The organism is Pseudoalteromonas sp. PSi26 (assembly GCF_054960575.1).
This window is the reverse complement of sequence record NZ_JBHNYT010000003.1, coordinates 148,075-166,000: the sequence shown is the minus strand read 5'-3', so window position 1 is coordinate 166,000 and position 17,926 is coordinate 148,075. Positions and strand designations below refer to the sequence as shown.

Sequence of the window (17,926 nt, the reverse complement as noted above, 5' to 3'; positions counted from 1 at the left end):
GTTAGGTATAGTTGCTAATGAACATACGTATTAGTTCAAATATATTGCTAACTTATCACCAGAAAACAAAAAACCCAGCCTAAGCTGGGTTTTTAAATTCTAAAAAAACTAAAATTACTTGATTTTAGCTTCTTTGAAAATCACGTGTTTACGAGCCTTAGGATCGAACTTTTTGATTTCCATCTTTTCAGGCATGTTACGTTTGTTTTTGTCAGTAGTGTAGAAAAAACCAGTACCGGCAGTTGAAACTAAACGGATTTTATCGCGCATGATTCAGTTCCTTAAACTTTTTCGCCGCGAGCACGGATTTCTGTAAGAACCGCGTCGATGCCTTTTTTATCGATAATACGCATACCTTTAGTAGTAGTGCGTAATGTTACAAAACGTTTTTCACTTTCAACCCAAAAACGGTGTGTTTGTAGGTTAGGTAGGAAACGACGTCTAGTCGCGTTTCTCGCGTGTGAACGGTGATTACCAACCGCTGGACGCTTACCTGTAACTTGACATACTTTAGACATGTCTATATATCTCCAATAACTTCGCTCGAGCTTAATTTAATCTAAGGCCGTGTATTTCTGCCCTAGATAAATCGAAGGGCGCTCTTTATACAGCTTTTACAGGCAAAGATCAAATACTGATCTATCCAACCAGCTCATATGTAAATTTGATAGCGGCCAATTATAAAGATCGAATGCCCTTAGGGAAAGTAAAAACTGCATTTAAATTAAACTAATTTGCTAAAATGCATTAAACCGCTCATTTTTAGCACATTTCTATATTAAAGAGAGTTAAATAAGGCCTCGCTCGGCAAACGAAACGCATGTTTCACCTCCCACAATGATATGGTCAAGCACATTTATGTCTACTAATTGCAGTGCTTGCTGTAATTTATTAGTAATAAGTTTATCGGCTTGGCTAGGCTCTGCAATACCACTTGGGTGATTATGGGCAAAAATAACGGCCGCGGCATTATTTTTCAGTGCAGCTTTAACCACCTCACGGGGGTACACACTAGCGGCATTAATAGTGCCGTAAAAAAGAATTTCATCTTTTACTAAGCGGTTTTGACTATCAAGATAAAGCACCATAAACACCTCCTGCTGTAGCCCACGCATTTGAATCGTCAAATAATCATATACTGAGTTGGGGGAGTTAAACACGGCATCTCGTTGGCAGCGCTCCTGCATATAACGCTGACTTAATTCAAGTACCGCTTGTAATTGAACATACTTCGCCGTTCCTAATCCTTTTTGCGAACAAAATTCGTCCATGCTGGCATTAAACAAGTTATGTAATGTTTTATTTTCGTTCAGCAAGTGCTGAGCCAATTCTATTACGTTCATCCCCGGTAACCCGGTACGTAAAAATATGGCAAGGAGCTCTGCATCACTTAGCGCTTTAGCGCCTTTTTCGATAAGCTTTTCACGTGGGCGTTGAGCATTGGGCAGTGAGGTTAGTTGCATTTTTTCGTCCTTGAATAACTCATGTGTCTTATAAATGTAATGCAAAATAAAAATTTAGCTTGTAATTTTAAATTAAAAACTTAGCTGAACGAGTAAAGATTTGTTATTTTAGGCGCCATATTTAATAAGATTGACAGACAACCATGATGACGTTAACAAACAAAAAAATTGTATTGGGTATTAGCGGTGGAATTGCAGCCTATAAATGCGCTGAGCTCGTAAGACGATTAAAAGAGCATGGTTGTGAAGTAAAAGTTGTCATGACTGAGTCAGCTAAGCATTTTATTACGCCACTCACAATGCAAGCCGTTAGCGGCGAGATCGTATCGGATTCATTGCTCGACCCTGCCGCCGAAGCGGCGATGGGACACATTGAGTTTGCCAAGTGGGCTGATCTTATTTTAGTCGCTCCTGCAACATGTAATATCATTGCAAAAATGGCGACCGGCATTGCAGACGACTTACTGACGACTTTACTGCTTGCGACCCCAGCAAAAGTTGCAGTAGCCCCAGCTATGAACCAGCAAATGTATGCACATGCTGCAACGCAAGCAAACCTAGCCACCTTGAAAGCGCGTGACGTACTGATTTGGGGCCCGGGTAAAGGAGAGCAAGCGTGTGGAGATGTCGGCTCAGGACGTATGCTTGAACCACATGAGCTTGTAGCGTTATGTGTTGAAGAGCAACCTCCTCAAATTTTAGCTGGTAAAACAATTACGATCACTGCAGGCCCAACCCGTGAGCCGCTTGACCCTGTTAGGTTTATATCAAACCATAGCTCTGGAAAAATGGGTTACGCACTTGCAGAAGCCGCGTTGTTACTCGGTGCTAACGTTAATTTAATTTCTGGCCCTGTAACTATCAAAGCCCCTACTGGCGCAAATCTAATAAATATAGAAAGCGCAGAGCAACTATTAAATGAAGCACTAGTATACGCACCGCAGTCGGATGCGTTTATTGGCTGCGCAGCTGTTGCCGATTACAGAGCTGGCGAAGTAGCAACTCAAAAAATGAAAAAGCAAGGCGACGAGCTAACACTAACGTTAGTTAAAAACCCAGATGTAATTGCAGCGGTTGCTAATATAGAAAAAAACCGCCCTTACACTGTAGGTTTTGCCGCTGAAACGCAAAACGTTGAGAGTTATGCTAAAGGTAAATTAGTTAATAAAAACCTAGATATGATATGCGCAAACGATGTATCACAAAGTGGTTTAGGGTTTAATTCTGATCAAAACGCGTTGACTCTGTACTGGCAAAATAAACAGTTAGAATTGCCCGTTAGCAGTAAAAGTACAATTGCTTTAAAAGTGATCGAACAGCTGGCTAAACATCTATAAAAGGCTGGAAACAAACTGAATAAAACATTAACATATGCTTTTCATTTGAACAAAAAATGATTAACCCCAGCCAAGAATAACTAATAAAAAAGGAATGTTCATGCCTGCGACAAAAAGAAGTAATCGCAAAGAGCAAATACTGCAAGCACTCGCACAAATGTTAGAAACAAGCCCTGGTCAACGTATCACCACAGCTAAACTAGCTGCTGAGGTTGGTGTATCTGAAGCGGCTCTTTATCGTCACTTTCCTAGCAAAGCGCGTATGTTTGAAGGCTTAATCGAGTTTATTGAAGACACTCTTTTATCGCGCATTAACCTTATTTTAGAAAACGAAAAAGAAAGCCAAACCCGTGTTTATAATATTTTACTTTTACTTTTAACATTTGCCGAAAAAAACCCTGGTATTACCCGTATTTTAACCGGTGATGCGCTGCAAGGTGAACAAGAGCGCTTACGTGAACGCGTTCAAAGCTTTTTTGAAAAATTAGAAACCCAACTTAAACAAGTGCTTAGAGAACGTAAGCTTCGTGAAGGAAAAAACTTCCAAAGCGATGAGCTTACACTGGCTAACTTTTTACTTGCCTATGTTGAAGGAAAAATGAATCAATTTGTGCGCAGTGACTTTAAAACTAAACCAAGCGTGCAATTTGAAAAACAATGGCCTGAATTGCAAAAAATTTGGCTCTAACATAATTATACCCGCTGAATTAATTTTTAAATAAAACGACCAAATGGTCGTTTTATCGTTTATACCTGTTACTTATCGCCACCACCTGCCTTCTATCCTATCTGGTCGAAATATTAGTCAAACTCGTTACAATAAAATAATGTTAAAAAACGAGATTCAATAATGAAAACAAAGCTCACTCTCCTAAGTAGCGCACTTATTACTAGCTTAGTCTGCACCGCGCCTAATGCAAAAGAGACATTAGAATTTACAGATGTATTTAACTTTAAATCAGCCAAAGGCACACAACTATCTGAAGATGGACGTATTTTATCTTTAAGTGCCACGCCATACCGCGGCAATGCTGCAGGTCAGGTTTACTCTTTAACCTCAAATAGTTTAATCAGCGAAGTGGACCGCGGCACCAAGCCGTTTATAAACAAAGCAGCCAACTGGACTGCATTTATACAAGTACCCACATTACTCGAAAAAGAAACCACCAAGAAAAAAAACACGCTTAAAAATAACTTAGTACTAGTAAATACAGAAACAGGTGAGCAAAAACGTTTTGAGAATGTAAAAGACTACGCATTATCAAACGACGGGGTATGGCTTGCGTATCGTTTAGATAAAAAAGCAGATAAAACTGATAATATAGAAAAAAGTACAAAGAATGAGAGTGAAGATGAAGACAATAGCGCCATTTCACCTGACAAAAAAGACAAGGTTTACTCGCTCGTTATTGTTAATTTAAAAAACCAACAAAGTGAAACTATTGATAATGTTTTTAGTTACAGTATAAGTGATACCAATGATCAGCTTTTGCTAAGCCAAAGTTACCCTGATGGTAACGACAACCAAATAAAGCTAATCACACTAACATCTTTTAAAAGTGAAGTGCTAATTGATGAACCCGGTGTTATTGCTAATAAAATAGCATGGCACCCAATCGAAGCAACCGTAGCATTTACATTGGGTAATTATGTAAACGAAGATACCCGCCGTCGAAACCACTCACTACAATTATGGAAAAACGAAACACTTTCAACTATTGAATCTACAAACAAAGAGTGGACTATAGGCAAAACCGCAAAACTAAGCTGGTCAGAAAACGGTGAACGCTTATACTTTGAAAACCGACCAAAACTTGCAGCGAAAGTAAAAGCCAAAGAATTCGTAGATGAAACCTCACTCTATGACATTGATACTATTCGCGAGCAAAAAGGCTTGGATGTTTGGCATAATAAAGACCCAGAGATAAAACCACGAGAAAAACAGCAATGGAACGCGGTTAATAAGCACCGTCACTACGAAGCCGTATATCATGTAAATTCACAAAAAGTGGTTCAACTAAGTACCCCTGCAATGCCTAGTGTTGCTCTTAATACAGAGCGCGATACTTCCTTGCTAGGCTCGTCAAATACTCCCTATTTAGAAAAAATAATGTATGGCGGATTTTTTGCAGATTACTACGCCGTAAACATTAATACAGGCAAGCAAACTCCTATTGTGACTAACAGCCCTTTTAGGCCTTCTCTTTCTCCTAATGGCTTATTTGCGGCTTACTTTGCTGACAACCAAATACAACTAAAAGAATTAGCTAACAATAAGGTTACTCCGGTCACACAAGCCATAAAAGCAACCTTTGCCGACGACAAACACGATTACCCATCAGATCAACCAGGCTATGGTTTTGCAGGCTGGATGAGCGATAGCAGCCAAGTACTTGCTTATAGCAAATATGATATTTGGGCGTTTAATGTAAACACCAAGCAAGCTAAACGCTTAACAAATGGAAAGCAGACTAATACACAGTATCGCGTCATTAAGCTTGATAGAAACCAGGTAGGCTTTAAACAAGATGAAACACTGCTAGTTACTGCTGTTAACCTTCAAACAAAGCAAAGCGAAGTGGCTAAGCTTGATTTAGAAAACACGACCATCACTAAAGTACTCAGTGGTGATAAACGTTTTGATATTGTTAAAAAAGCCAAGAAAGCAGATAAATACCTATTTACAGAACAGACTTATCATCAGTTCCCAGATTTTTATCAAACCGACTTAAGCTTTTTAAGCACACAAAAAGTAACTGATTTGAACCCTCAAACCGCAAATTTTGCTTGGGGTGAAAAACCTGAACTCATTAGCTACAAAGGCTTTAATGGTGAAGACTTGCAAGGTGTTTTAATAAAACCTGACGGTTACAAAAAAGGCGATAAAGTACCTGTTGTCGTTTATTTTTATCGTTACATGAGCCAGCGTATGTTTGATTTTCCTAAAATGGAGTTAAATCATCGCCCTAATTTCCCAATGTTTACATCAAATGGCTACGCCATCTTTTTACCTGATATTCGTTTTGAAATAGGTCACCCGGGCAAATCGTCAACGCAAACCATGATCAATGCTACCCAAAAGTTAATAGATCTTGGTATTGCCGATCCAAACAAAATTGGCTTGCAAGGTCACTCATGGGCTGGGTACCAAAGTGCATTTATGATCACCCAAACAGATATGTTTAAAGCGGTTGTATCAGGCGCGCCGGTATCTAACATGACCAGCGCATACAGTGGTATACGCTTAAAGTCAGGCCTTGCTCGCCAGTTTCAATACGAAACCGGACAAAGCCGCATAGGTAAAAACTTATTTGAGGCGCCAGAGTTATACATTGAAAACTCGCCTGTATTTTTTGCCGACAAGGTCAATACGCCAATTTTAATCATGTTTGGAGACAAAGATGATGCGGTGCCTTGGCACGAAGGCGTACAGTATTATTTAGCACTTCGTCGTGCAGGCAAAGATGCCACTTTTTTACAGTATGAAGGTGAACCGCATCACCTTAAAAAATTCCCAAATCAGGTCGATTTTTCAGTCCGTATGATGCAGTACTTCGATCATTACCTAAAAGGTCAGCCTGCAGCTAAATGGATGATTGAAGGTGAAGCATTTATAAGTGAGTGAACTGAGACATTCATAAATAAACATGATAAAAGCTGATCAGAGTACTCAGACAGATAGAGGCCGATATTACTCAGTAATATCGGCCTCTAAATAGTCAATTATTTTTCCAGCAACAAAAAAGCCGCGATAATCGCGGCTTTTTTTAAATTACTAATAATTACAAACCAGCACGGTCTTTAATTACAGGAATAAGCGCAGAACCTGCGTGATTGCCTTCAGCCCAGGCTATGTCGGCACCGTCTGACAATGAACTTTTAGATAAGTTTTTAACAATATACTCACCTGCATTTACTGCATTGCTGGCAACAGCATGACGCAATAAGTTATTACCGTTACATTGAATAGAATCATATATGTTACGAATTTTTACACGAGAGCTTTTTAACTTACTACGTAAACGGTTTTTATCATCTGCTGCGATATACTCGCAAATAGATATTGCTAGTTGATCATCAGCTTTTACTGGAGCTGTGTACGAAAGTGAAACTGCAGCGATAGCAGCAATAACAACTAACTTTGATAATTTAAACATTGTCGACCCTTGTTTGGTACTTTATTCCTACGTTAACTGGTTAATATTGTACCAACCTAGTTAACCTTTCGCAATAACGTTAGCAGTATTTATATAAAGTTACGAATTTATAACTATGTTTATTTTTTTCGTCTGGCTGTTTAGATTGCTCTTCTTTCACTTCCCAATTTGCAATAGCTTGGTAATCAGGGAACTGTGTATCGCCTTCAACATCGAGATCAATAAAGGTTAAATATAAGCGCTCAGCTTGTGTTAAAAACTGCTGATAAACATTTCCACCACCAATAATCATCACTTCTTCAACATCACAAACCAAGCTCAGCGCGGCCTCTGGGCTTGTTACCGTTTCAATACCTTCGACCTTATATTCAGTGTTGCGCGTAATAATAATATTGCGTCTACCAGGTAAAGGACGGCCAATAGACTCAAAAGTTTTACGACCCATGATCACAGGCTTGCCTGTAGTAACGGCTTTAAAATGTTGGAGATCTGCAGGTAAATGCCACGGCATTTTATTATCAAGACCAATAACACGGTTATTTGCCATAGCGGCAATCATTGAAATAATCACATTAAATACCTAATACTTTACTATTAAAAAACAAAAAAGGAGCCACTGCTCCTTTTTATATTTAATGAAAATTAACGTTCGTAGACTACTTCTACATCGTAATCATCTTCATCCCAGTCATCCCAATCATCATCATCGCCCTTAGTGGCTTTCTGATGGTAGGTATCCCATTTAAACTCTATCTCTTCATCTTCAACTTGCTCAAACTTCTCTTTAGGCATGCTATCAAGCAATGTCATAATATCGTGTATAAGCGGTTGAGTATGCAGCTTGTTAATAGCTGAGATTTGATAAATATTTTCAGACTCACCTAGCTCTTGTGCAATCGCATCGCATAGTGCTTGTGCTTCATCTTCAGGCAATAAGTCTATTTTATTAAATACTAACCAACGCGGCTTTTCTGCAAGCTTAGGACTGTATTGATGCAGTTCGTTAATAATTGCAAACGCATTATCGACTGGATTTGATCCATCCACAGGCATTACGTCAATGACGTGCAATAACACACGACAGCGCTCTAAATGCTTTAAAAATCGGATACCTAAACCGGCACCATCAGACGCACCTTCAATCAACCCAGGTATATCAGCTATTACAAATGACTTGTTAGCTTCCGGACGCACCACACCTAAATTAGGAATAAGCGTTGTAAATGGGTAGTCAGCCACTTTAGGTCTTGCTGCTGACACACTGCGAATAAAGGTCGATTTACCTGCATTTGGCAAACCTAGTAAACCTACGTCAGCTAGCAATAGTAACTCTAATTTTAAGTTACGTACTTCTCCGGGGGTACCTAATGTTTTTTGTCGAGGCGCTCGGTTAGTACTTGATTTAAAACGTGCATTCCCCAAGCCGTGGAAACCACCTTTTGCAACCAAAATTCGTTGACCATGTTGAGTCAAATCCCCAAGCCCTTCTTGCGTATCAACATCGGTAATACGCGTACCCACTGGCACCATTACAAATAAATCATCTGCTTTTTTACCTGTACAGTTTCGGCTACGCCCGTTTGTACCGCGCTCAGCTCTGTGAAAGCGCTCAAACTGATAATCAATAAGGGTATTTAAGTTTTCATCAGCCTGTAGATAAACACTACCACCGTCTCCACCGTCACCGCCGTCAGGCCCACCATCTGGGACATATTTTTCACGTCGGAAAGACACGATACCGCTTCCGCCGTCTCCGGCCTCTGCGCGAATTTCTACTTCATCTACAAACTTCATGATTACTCACTTTAGGGATTGGCTTGCTAATTTATACATTATATACCGAAGCCAAGCCGATTGCAGGCTTGGCTTCGGTATATATTTTTGTCTCAAAACAAAAAACCCCGCAAAGGCGGGGTTTTTTAACTACCTTACTGATTACTCAGTTACGATAGTTACGTATTTACGGTTTAAAGGACCTTTTTGTTCAAATTGAACTTTACCATCTGCTTTTGCAAAGATAGTGTGGTCTTTACCGATACCTACGTTTGTACCAGGGTGGAAACGTGTTCCACGCTGACGAACAATGATGCTACCCGCTAGAACTGATTCGCCACCAAAACGCTTAACACCTAGGCGTTTGCTTTCTGAATCGCGACCGTTACGAGTACTACCAGCTGCTTTTTTATGTGCCATTTCTAAGTACCTCTAATTAAGCGCTAATGCCAGTGATTTTAACTTCTGTGAACCATTGACGGTGGCCCATTTGCTTACGAGAATGCTTACGGCGTCTAAATTTAACAACCTTAATCTTCTCACCGCGACCATGTGAAACAACCTCAGCTGTTATCTTACCACCGTTTACGAACGGTACACCGATCTCGATCTTCTCACCATCAGCAACTAAAAGCACTGAATCAAATTCAACTGCCGCACCAGTTTCAACGTCTAATTTTTCAAGACGAATCGTTTGACCTTCAGTCACACGATGCTGTTTACCACCACTTTGGAAAACCGCGTACATAATTAACTCCGTCTGTGCACCCTCAAATCGGCGCAACTAAAATATTCTTCGATAGGGCGCGAAGTTTACGCTAACGCGAAATAACTAGCAAGCCTATTTTGTAATTAAAATGAATAAAAAGTAGCTGCTTTGAGAGCAATTCAATATTTTCTCCATTTTATATTAATTAAGCCTTTTGCCAAGCGCTTTTTAACTCTTTGCAAAATAATCTTACTAATAAAAATACAACCTGCGTCGTACATTATGTAAACTCAAAAACCATCTTTCATCGTCTATTAATTAAACGCATTTGTGATTGAATTAAGCACTTTAGGTAGGTTTTTTAAATCAATCGTCACAAAATATCGAGCTAGTGCGTTTTTTGTTGTACAATCTGCGCCGTTCACACATAAAAATTGGCTCGGAGATCAATGGATATAAAAGCTATCCAGGCGTTAATAGAAAGCGATATGAATGACGTCAATCAACTTATACATGCGCAAATGCGCTCAGATGTGGCGTTAGTAAACCAACTTGGTTTATACATAGTTAACAGCGGCGGCAAACGCGTTCGCCCTATGTTAGCTATTCTAGCAGCCAAAGCGCTAGGATATACTGGTAAAGACCACATTACGCTTGCGACCATTGTTGAGTTTATTCACACCGCGACCTTATTACACGACGACGTTGTTGACGAGTCTAATTTGCGCCGAGGCACGCCTACAGCTAACGCTGAATTTGGTAATGCTGCAAGCGTATTAGTTGGCGACTTTATCTACACGCGCTCATTTCAGTTGATGGTCGGTTTGGGCAAAATGCAAATTATGCAAATACTTGCTGATGCAACCAATATTATTGCTGAAGGTGAAGTGCTGCAACTTATGAATTGCAACGATCCAGACACAACCGAAGCCAGCTACATGCAAGTTATTTACTCTAAAACAGCTAAGTTGTTTGAAGCTGCAACTGGGCTTGCAGCCATTATTACCGACAATGATGAAGCCACGCTCAATGCGTTAAACTTGTATGGCATGCACCTAGGCACGGCATTTCAACTTGTTGACGATGTGCTGGATTATAATGCCGATGCAGACCAGCTAGGTAAAAATATTGGTGATGATTTAGCCGAGGGAAAACCTACCCTACCACTCATATATGCGATGCAACATGGTAACAGTGAGCAAAAACAGCTTATCCGAGATGCCATTGAGCACAGTAACGGAATGGACAACTTAGAGGCTATATTAGATGCGTTAAAGCATACCAATGCTCTAGAGTTCACAATGAAAAAAGCAGAGCTTGAAGCCGATAAAGCAATTGCTTGCCTAAACTTTTTACCTGAATCTGATTACAAACACGCATTAGTAAGCTTAGCCCGCATAGCAGTGGACCGTGACCATTAATATTTAGTGGCTCGATGTAAATAAATTTAGATCAACAAAAAAGCCTGCAAATGCAGGCTTTTTTAATGCTCAATTTGGCTATTACGCCATGAAATCAACACCTTCTTTGATGTCTTTTTTCAGAGTCTCAAGCATGTCGTTTTTCGCTTTTTCTTCAAAAGCGCTAAGTTCGCCATAAGAAAGAATTTCTTCAACGCCGTTTTTACCTAAGCGTACTGGGTGTGCAAAATACTCTGCATCACCACCTTCAACAGCAACGTAAGCGTAATCTACAACTTCTTCACCTTGTAGGCCTTTAACTAAAGACATACAAAAACGTGCTGCAGCAGCACCCATTGATAATGTAGCTGAACCACCACCTGCTTTAGCATTTACTACTTCAGTACCTGCATTTTGGATACGTGGAGTAAGTGCAGCAACTTCGTCTTCAGTGAAAGTTACGCCTTCAACTTGAGAAAGTAGAGGAAGAATAGTTGTGCCAGAGTGACCACCAATTACGGGGACTTTAACTGTAGCAACGTCTACGCCTTTAAGTTCTGCAACAAATGCTTCTGAACGAATCACGTCAAGCGTAGTAATACCAAATACACGGCTTGCATCGTATGTGCCTGCTTTTTTGAACACTTCAGCAACAATCGGTACTGTGCCGTTTACTGGGTTAGTAATAATACCCACAAGTGCTTTAGGGCAACTAGCTACAATGCCTTCAGCTAGTGTTTTGATGATACCGGCATTTACGTTAAATAAATCTGCACGATCCATACCTGGTTTACGTGGCATACCCGCTGGGATTAAAACAATATCAGCACCGTCAAGCGCTTTGTTTAAATCGTCTGCGCCAAAACCTGCTACTTTAACATCAGTTGGGATGTGTGATAGGTCAACAGCAACACCTGGTACAACTGGTGCAACATCGTAAAGTGATAATTCAGAACCAGCTGGTAAGCCTGTTTTTAATAGTAAAGACAATGCTTGACCGATACCGCCTGCAGCACCTAATACAGCAACTTTCATTGGAATTCTCCGTCATTTGAGGTAGGAAATACTTGTGGCCCTTAAGATAATGAAATTAGCGCCTAAAAACAAATTTATCGGGCCTATTTTGCGATATTTTCGACCATAGTTGTAAACTTTGGTGGTTTATCGCATCAAACTGCCAAGTTGACTAAACAACTGCTGCATAATTATTCATTTTTGTGTAGTATTTACAGCATAAATAACAATAATGAATAAAGACTATGCAACCTCAAGATAAACAAGAAGCATTGGTAAAAGCGTTCAAATCACTTTTAAAAGAAGAAAACTTTGGCTCCCAGGGCGAAATAGTTGATGCACTCAAAGAACAAGGCTTTGATAATATAAGCCAGAGTAAAGTGTCACGCATGTTAAGTAAGTTTGGTGCTGTGCGTACCCGCAACGCTAAGCAAGAAATGGTTTACTGCCTACCCGCTGAAATGGGAGTGCCGACAGCTAAAAGCCCATTACGCCAGTTAGTTATTGATATTATGCATAATGAAATGATGATCATTATTCGCACCAGCCCAGGCGCTGCGCAGCTTATTGCCCGCTTACTTGACTCGTTAGGAAAGGCCGATGGTGTACTCGGTACTATTGCCGGAGACGATACTATATTTATTGCTCCAGCAAAAATTTCTGAAATAGACGTAACACTTGAACGTGTACGTATTTTGTTTGATACGGTTTAAATTTGCTTTAAAAACCCAACTGAGGGGGCAAAAAAAGCTGACCCCATATCGGCTTGAGTAAAATCAAGCCAATGGTCGTAACACTCCCCCTCTCCTAAACGGCTATTTAATACAGTCTCAAATGCAGTGCCAGTACTGGCGCAGCTTATGCATAACATACCTTGCTCATAAACATCGCCATAAGGCATGCTTTGATTCAACAAAAGGGGTTGCCCCTCTTCATCTTTTAATTCGCTACGCGTGGCATGACTGGTATTTAGTGCTGGGGTTATAAGCGTATTATCAAGTCGTGTACGGCCCATAATTTGCTCTTGCTCACTGAGCGATAAATGCTGCCAAACAGTTAAGTCGTGTTTATAGCGCTGAACATGAATATAACTTCCCTGATCTTCGAAACAACCAGGTTTATTAATTAAAGCAGTTGAACGCTTTTTTCTTCCGTGTGGCGTATCACCACCATAAATAAAACCATTAAAATCTCGGCCATCTAAAAAGCGAAAGTTACGGATTTGCTCCACCAGCTCTACATCAGGTGCAAAAAGCTTTAAAACTTGCAATGCAAATAAGTGGTTTACGTCTTCTCTGTCTGAACGCACCTGCACAAATAAGTCACACGGCTGAACACTCATTTGGTGATCTGCATGATTTATATTGGGAAAGCTTTGCAGCTCACTAGGAATATATTCAGGAAGGATATGAGGCCAATATTGGGCACCAATGGCAACAACGCACGACAACATTGACTCTGAAAACTGATCGTTAAACTCTTCTTCAATAGCGCTTACTTGCTTTAGTTTAGCGCGCAATGATTCGTCTTGACCATCAAACACATTAAAAAATAAATGCAAACCATGTAGGTTTGCTTCAGCACAAATCCCAGATTGCGCTTGCGCCATTGTTATTCCTCAGTTTTACAGATATAAACACAGTAAATAACATTTGATTACGATTCAAAAAAGTTCACTGTGTGGGGTTTTATTTTTATTATAACCTGCTCATTGATTTCAAATGATTGGCCATATTGCGCTGCAACTTCAAGCGTTTGCTCGGCTATGACAACTTTATAAATATGAGCAGAACCAATAAAGCGACGACTTAATATTGTAGCCCGTTTACTGAGTTTGTCACTTTGACACTCTTTCACAAGTTCAATTTGATGAGGTCGCACATATAACTCACCACTACATGAATGGTGGCTTGCTTGCGTATTAGACTCAACAGTACCAAAAGATGTTTTATATTCAGTTGCCGTTAATGCTTGTGCGGGTAAGTATATGCCTTGACCAAGAAACTCTGCAACCACCTTTGACCTAGGAGCAGCAAAAAGCTGCTCTGGCGTGCCTTGTTGTGCAACTTTTCCACGATGCATAATGGCAAGCGTGTCTGAAAAAGCAAACGCCTCTTCTTTGGAATGGGTAACAAATACCGCTGATACTTGTTGCGCCTTAATAATGCGGCGAATATCAGCAATTAACTCAAACCTAACTTGAGTATCTATATTAGAAAAGGGCTCGTCGAGTAATAACAAACTAGGTTTGTAAGCCAATGCACGTGCAATCGCAACACGTTGCTGCTGCCCACCGGAAAGCTGGTGAGGAAACCTATCGGCACAACCCGACAAATGCACTAACTGAAGCATTTCATCTACACGTTGTTGTTTTTCGGATTGGCTCATTTTACCTAACCCGAACGCAATGTTATTTGCTACGCTCAAATGAGGAAACAACGCGTAATCTTGAAACATCATACCTATATTTCGATGCTCTGGTGCAATAAATGTTGATTCATCACTGACAAGTTTGCCATCAATAAATACACTTCCTTGCTTAGCCTCAACTAAACCTGCAATGGCTTTTAGTGTGGTGGTTTTACCGCAGCCACTCGCACCAAGTAAACACACAATCTCGTCTTTACCCACCGTTAAATCTAAACCTTCGATCACCTTTGTACCGTTATAGTGATAGCTTACACCTTGCAAAATTAAACTACTCATTTAAGTGTGTTGCTCCATAGAACGGTTAATAAAATACAAGGGAATAAATCCAACAATAACAATAGATAAAGCAGATATAGAAGCCAGCTCTAACTGCTCATCACTGACGTACTGAAAAACATGCGTTGCTAGACTTTCAAAGTTAAATGGTCTGAGTAATAACGCAGCAGGAAGTTCTTTCATGCATTCAATAAAAACGAGTAAGGCAGCTGTCAGTAAGCCTCTTCTTAATAATGGTAGGTGCACTAAACGCAATGTTTGGCCTTGGCTTTTACCCATAGACTGGCTTGCCATATCAAGCGATGGACTAATACGCACAAAACTCGATTCTATTGCACCGTGAGCAATCGCATAAAACCGAACGACATAAGCAATCACAATAGTAAACACACTGCCTGTTAGTAACAGGCCTATATCTAAATTATAAGGTTCTAATACATTATTAATACTACTTTCTAACAGTGTTAGAGGTAATAAAACGGCAATTGCTAATACGGTGCCAGGCAGAGCGTAGCCCGTACTAGCTAGTCGCCCAGGAATAAGTGGGTACGAATGTGATGCTATGCGTTGATAAAAAACAACAAAAACACCTAATGCAATTGTGATTACGCTCACAACTCCTGCCACTTTTAAGCTTTGCCAGGCATAATTGAAAAACTCAGCATTCCACGCTTTTTCAAAATAGGTAATCGCGTAATTAAGTAGAACCGCAATGGGGATCACAAAAGACACAAGTAAAACCGTGCCACAAAATGCCGTTGCTAACCAAGCCGACTTACCCTTTAAAATATAAAGTGCCTCGCTATTTACACCCGATTGACGCTCAAACACGGCTTGATTACGACGACTAAAGCGCTCTGCCATAAGCGCTAAAAATAGCAATAACAACATAACACCTGATATTTTTGCAGCGGCAGTCAATGAGTAATACCCAAACCATGTGTCGTAAACCGCCGTTGTTAGCGTGCTAACAGCGAAATAACTAACGGTTGCAAAGTCAGCCATTGTTTCCATACTGATCAGCGCAAGGGCCGCAACAATAGAGCCGCGAGATAATACAAGACTCACTTTAAAAAAGCTTTTAGTTGGAGAAAGTCCCATTAATTGGCTTGCCTGTACCAATTTAAAAGATTGTTCTCTCAAAGCTGTTTTAAAAATTAAAAATAAATAGGGGTAAAGTACCAAAGCAATCATGACTATTGCACCAGGCAAAGTGCGAATATCAAAAAACCAGTAGTCACTGGGAGATTGCCAGCCAAACCACTCCCTTAGAGTAATTTGCACGGGTCCTGCGTAATCAAGTAAATCAGTATACACGTAGGCAATAATGTAAGTAGGCATAGCAAGGGGAAGCATGAGCGCCCATTCAAAATGTTTTTTACCGGGAAAGTTACAATAAGCAGTTAGCCAACCAAGTGGCAACGCTATAACACTACTGAGTGCACACACACCCAATATAAGTAGTACAGTATTAGAAATGTAATCCCAAAGCACAGTGTCCCAAAGGTGAGAAAAAACCTCTGAGTTGCCTTGTAGCGATTCAAAAAGAAGGAAGAACAACGGGGCCGACAAAACTAACCCTGTCGACCACGCGAATAGCTGCCATTTAGACAGCTTAAATTTATAAGTCATTAAAGATCGAACTTCACCTCATCAATTAACTTAAGCGCTAACGGACGATATTTACTGATTTCATCAAGTGGTAAGCTATCTTCTTTAAAGCTGCCCCATGATGCAACCAAACTGGATAATTGCACACCAGGCTTAACTGGGTATTCCATATTAAGCGATGCATACATGTTTTGCGCTTTATTGTCGGTCATATACTCTATGAGTTTCAAGGCATTTTCAGGGTTTTTAGCATATTTAGTAATAACAGCACCCGATACATTGATATGTGAACCACGATTAATTTGATTAGGGAAATTAATGTGTACCGCCTCAGCCCATGTTTTTTGTTCTTCGTCTTGCAACATTTTACCTAAGTAGTAACTATTGCCTAACGCAAGATTACACAGCCCCTCTTTAACGGCTTTAACTTGAGCACGGTCATTGCCTTGTGGTTTACGTGCTAAATTAGCCTTTACGCCTTCAAGCCATGTTTTAGTTTGCGCTTCACCGTGATGCGCAATCATTGAAGCAACTAACCCTAGGTTATACGGATGTTTACCTGAACGAGTACAAATTTGCCCTTTATACTTTGGATCGGCTAGTTCTTCGTAAGTGAGCTTTGGTAATGCACCCAAACGATCTTTTGACGAATATACATTTCGCACGCGTTTTGTTAGCGCAACCCATTGACCATCTCCATCTCGAAAAGCAGAAGGTACGTTAGCATTTACATTATTGCTATTAATTGTTTGAGTTAAGTTTAAATCTTCTAATTGAATGAGTGCACTAAAATTAGAAGTAAGAACTAAATCAGCTTTACTATGTTTACCTTCGCGTTTTACACGCTCGATTAAGCCTTTTTTAGCAAACACAACATTTGTTTTAATACCGGTTTGTTTAGTAAAGTCGTCTAAAATAGGTTGTATTAAAAAAGGTTGGCGAAAAGAGTAAATATTAACAACATCATTTGCAAAGGCTGGCGCCGATACGATAAACCCGAAAGCGATAGCGAGTGTTTTCTTCATTATTCCACCTAAATAGTAATTATTATCAATAATTCTACCGTGAACAGTTAAAAAGTGCACACCCTAAATAACCATAAATACTAAAAAAGCGTCCAAAACAGAAATACCTTGTAAGAGATATCTCACGGGTGTGCCAGCTTATAAGTAAAACGCCGATTAAAAACCTACCAAAAATAACTTAAACCATTGATAAAATTAACTTTTATAGTGTTTAACAATAATAATACATAAACTGTATGGTGTTTTTGTCCTACTTTAGTTAGGCCATTCGCCTATACTTAACCCATCAATTAAGCAATGACGCTTAACGAGTAAAAGGACAGGGATTAATTACTCGATAAACCAGTGACTGGTTATAAATGACAACACGGAGTTAGGACAGGCTCAGGATGAGTATCGCAACGGAGTGTTAATAAAAGGACAGCATCAGGAAGATGCATAAAGGAATGTAACACTGGAATGTTGCTTAACAGGATGTTGAAGGAATAAAAAGGACAGGCCTTATTAACAGGCAACACAATGGATTGATAACAACATGGAAGCACTAGGACGTGCAAATGAAGGATTTGGTAATAGGTTTTACACAACAGGACGTTCAGGAATAAAGGAGATAAGCCCGGATTGGCTTATATTGCATAGAACTAAAAAGTAATATAGCAATAAACATGGAACAGTAAAAATTGGAGTTGATTAAGTTCAATTGCAGGATGCAGAAAATTAGAAGATTCCGC

Annotated in this window: 18 protein-coding genes; 5 read left to right on the top strand and 13 right to left on the bottom strand. The window is 39.9% G+C overall.

Annotation, left to right across the window (positions count from 1 at the left end; all coding sequences use genetic code 11):
• Positions 1-114: 114 nt before the first annotated feature.
• From rpmG to radC, 3 genes are all read right to left on the bottom strand, one after another.
• On the bottom strand, positions 115-270 hold the full coding sequence (gene rpmG, locus ACFI34_RS04600) for a 50S ribosomal protein L33 (protein ID WP_004587947.1): 156 nt from the start codon (positions 268-270) through the stop codon (positions 115-117).
• 11 nt (positions 271-281) lie between these two features.
• The gene (rpmB, locus tag ACFI34_RS04595; RefSeq protein ID WP_006793236.1) at positions 282-518 is read right to left on the bottom strand and encodes a 50S ribosomal protein L28; all 237 of its coding nucleotides are present in this window, start codon (positions 516-518) and stop codon (positions 282-284) included.
• A 270-nt stretch (positions 519-788) separates the two neighbouring features.
• Positions 789-1,463, bottom strand: a complete 675-nt coding sequence (gene radC / locus ACFI34_RS04590) for a RadC family protein (protein WP_008131137.1) — start codon at positions 1,461-1,463, stop codon at positions 789-791.
• A 143-nt stretch (positions 1,464-1,606) separates the two neighbouring features.
• Here radC and coaBC point away from each other — a divergent pair, with 143 nt between their 5' ends.
• The 3 genes from coaBC to ACFI34_RS04575 all read left to right on the top strand — a co-directional run bounded on the left by coaBC (position 1,607) and on the right by ACFI34_RS04575 (position 6,425).
• On the top strand, positions 1,607-2,800 hold the full coding sequence (coaBC, locus tag ACFI34_RS04585) for a bifunctional phosphopantothenoylcysteine decarboxylase/phosphopantothenate--cysteine ligase CoaBC (protein WP_462672573.1): 1,194 nt from the start codon (positions 1,607-1,609) through the stop codon (positions 2,798-2,800).
• A gap of 100 nt (positions 2,801-2,900) precedes the next feature.
• The gene (slmA, locus tag ACFI34_RS04580; RefSeq protein ID WP_006794533.1) at positions 2,901-3,488 is read left to right on the top strand and encodes a nucleoid occlusion factor SlmA; all 588 of its coding nucleotides are present in this window, start codon (positions 2,901-2,903) and stop codon (positions 3,486-3,488) included.
• Positions 3,489-3,650: 162 nt separating this feature from the next.
• On the top strand, positions 3,651-6,425 hold the full coding sequence (locus ACFI34_RS04575; protein WP_462672572.1) for a S9 family peptidase: 2,775 nt from the start codon (positions 3,651-3,653) through the stop codon (positions 6,423-6,425).
• 157 nt (positions 6,426-6,582) lie between these two features.
• Here the strand turns inward: ACFI34_RS04575 and ACFI34_RS04570 are convergent, their stop codons facing one another.
• From ACFI34_RS04570 to rplU, 5 genes are all read right to left on the bottom strand, one after another.
• The gene (locus ACFI34_RS04570; protein WP_010556612.1) at positions 6,583-6,957 is read right to left on the bottom strand and encodes a DUF3718 domain-containing protein; all 375 of its coding nucleotides are present in this window, start codon (positions 6,955-6,957) and stop codon (positions 6,583-6,585) included.
• Positions 6,958-7,036: 79 nt separating this feature from the next.
• Positions 7,037-7,528: a type 3 dihydrofolate reductase gene (folA, locus tag ACFI34_RS04565; RefSeq protein WP_462672571.1), complete on the bottom strand. Its 492-nt coding sequence runs from the start codon at positions 7,526-7,528 to the stop codon at positions 7,037-7,039.
• Between the two features lie 71 nt (positions 7,529-7,599).
• Positions 7,600-8,751, bottom strand: a complete 1,152-nt coding sequence (cgtA, locus tag ACFI34_RS04560; RefSeq protein ID WP_462672570.1) for an Obg family GTPase CgtA — start codon at positions 8,749-8,751, stop codon at positions 7,600-7,602.
• A gap of 141 nt (positions 8,752-8,892) precedes the next feature.
• Positions 8,893-9,150 carry a 50S ribosomal protein L27 gene (rpmA, locus tag ACFI34_RS04555; RefSeq protein ID WP_002957747.1) on the bottom strand — a complete coding sequence of 86 codons (258 nt, stop codon included), beginning with the start codon at positions 9,148-9,150 and terminating at the stop codon, positions 8,893-8,895.
• 16 nt (positions 9,151-9,166) lie between these two features.
• Positions 9,167-9,478 carry a 50S ribosomal protein L21 gene (rplU, locus tag ACFI34_RS04550; protein ID WP_006794538.1) on the bottom strand — a complete coding sequence of 104 codons (312 nt, stop codon included), beginning with the start codon at positions 9,476-9,478 and terminating at the stop codon, positions 9,167-9,169.
• Between the two features lie 410 nt (positions 9,479-9,888).
• On the opposite strand from rplU, the gene ispB reads away from it, so the two are divergent.
• Positions 9,889-10,860 carry an octaprenyl diphosphate synthase gene (gene ispB, locus ACFI34_RS04545; RefSeq protein ID WP_058404499.1) on the top strand — a complete coding sequence of 324 codons (972 nt, stop codon included), beginning with the start codon at positions 9,889-9,891 and terminating at the stop codon, positions 10,858-10,860.
• A gap of 81 nt (positions 10,861-10,941) precedes the next feature.
• On the opposite strand, the gene mdh is transcribed toward ispB, so the two are convergent.
• Positions 10,942-11,874, bottom strand: a complete 933-nt coding sequence (gene mdh / locus ACFI34_RS04540; RefSeq protein ID WP_462672569.1) for a malate dehydrogenase — start codon at positions 11,872-11,874, stop codon at positions 10,942-10,944.
• A gap of 224 nt (positions 11,875-12,098) precedes the next feature.
• Here mdh and argR point away from each other — a divergent pair, with 224 nt between their 5' ends.
• Positions 12,099-12,566 (top strand): transcriptional regulator ArgR, encoded by a 468-nt coding sequence (argR, locus tag ACFI34_RS04535; RefSeq protein ID WP_006794541.1) that lies wholly within the window; start codon positions 12,099-12,101, stop codon positions 12,564-12,566.
• On the opposite strand, the gene ACFI34_RS04530 is transcribed toward argR, so the two are convergent.
• The 4 genes from ACFI34_RS04530 to ACFI34_RS04515 are packed head-to-tail and all read right to left on the bottom strand — an operon-like array spanning position 12,563 to position 17,195.
• A complete protein-coding gene (locus ACFI34_RS04530; protein WP_462672568.1) occupies positions 12,563-13,462 on the bottom strand; it encodes a Dyp-type peroxidase in 900 nt (299 codons plus the stop codon). The genes argR and ACFI34_RS04530 overlap by 4 nt on opposite strands.
• 47 nt (positions 13,463-13,509) lie before the next feature.
• Positions 13,510-14,559 (bottom strand): ABC transporter ATP-binding protein, encoded by a 1,050-nt coding sequence (locus ACFI34_RS04525; RefSeq protein ID WP_462672567.1) that lies wholly within the window; start codon positions 14,557-14,559, stop codon positions 13,510-13,512.
• Entirely contained in the window at positions 14,560-16,191 is a 1,632-nt protein-coding gene (locus ACFI34_RS04520) for an ABC transporter permease (RefSeq protein WP_462672566.1), read from the bottom strand. It lies immediately after the preceding gene.
• On the bottom strand, positions 16,191-17,195 hold the full coding sequence (locus ACFI34_RS04515; RefSeq protein ID WP_462672565.1) for a Fe(3+) ABC transporter substrate-binding protein: 1,005 nt from the start codon (positions 17,193-17,195) through the stop codon (positions 16,191-16,193). The genes ACFI34_RS04520 and ACFI34_RS04515 overlap by 1 nt, the downstream gene beginning before the upstream one ends.
• Positions 17,196-17,926: the final 731 nt, after the last annotated feature.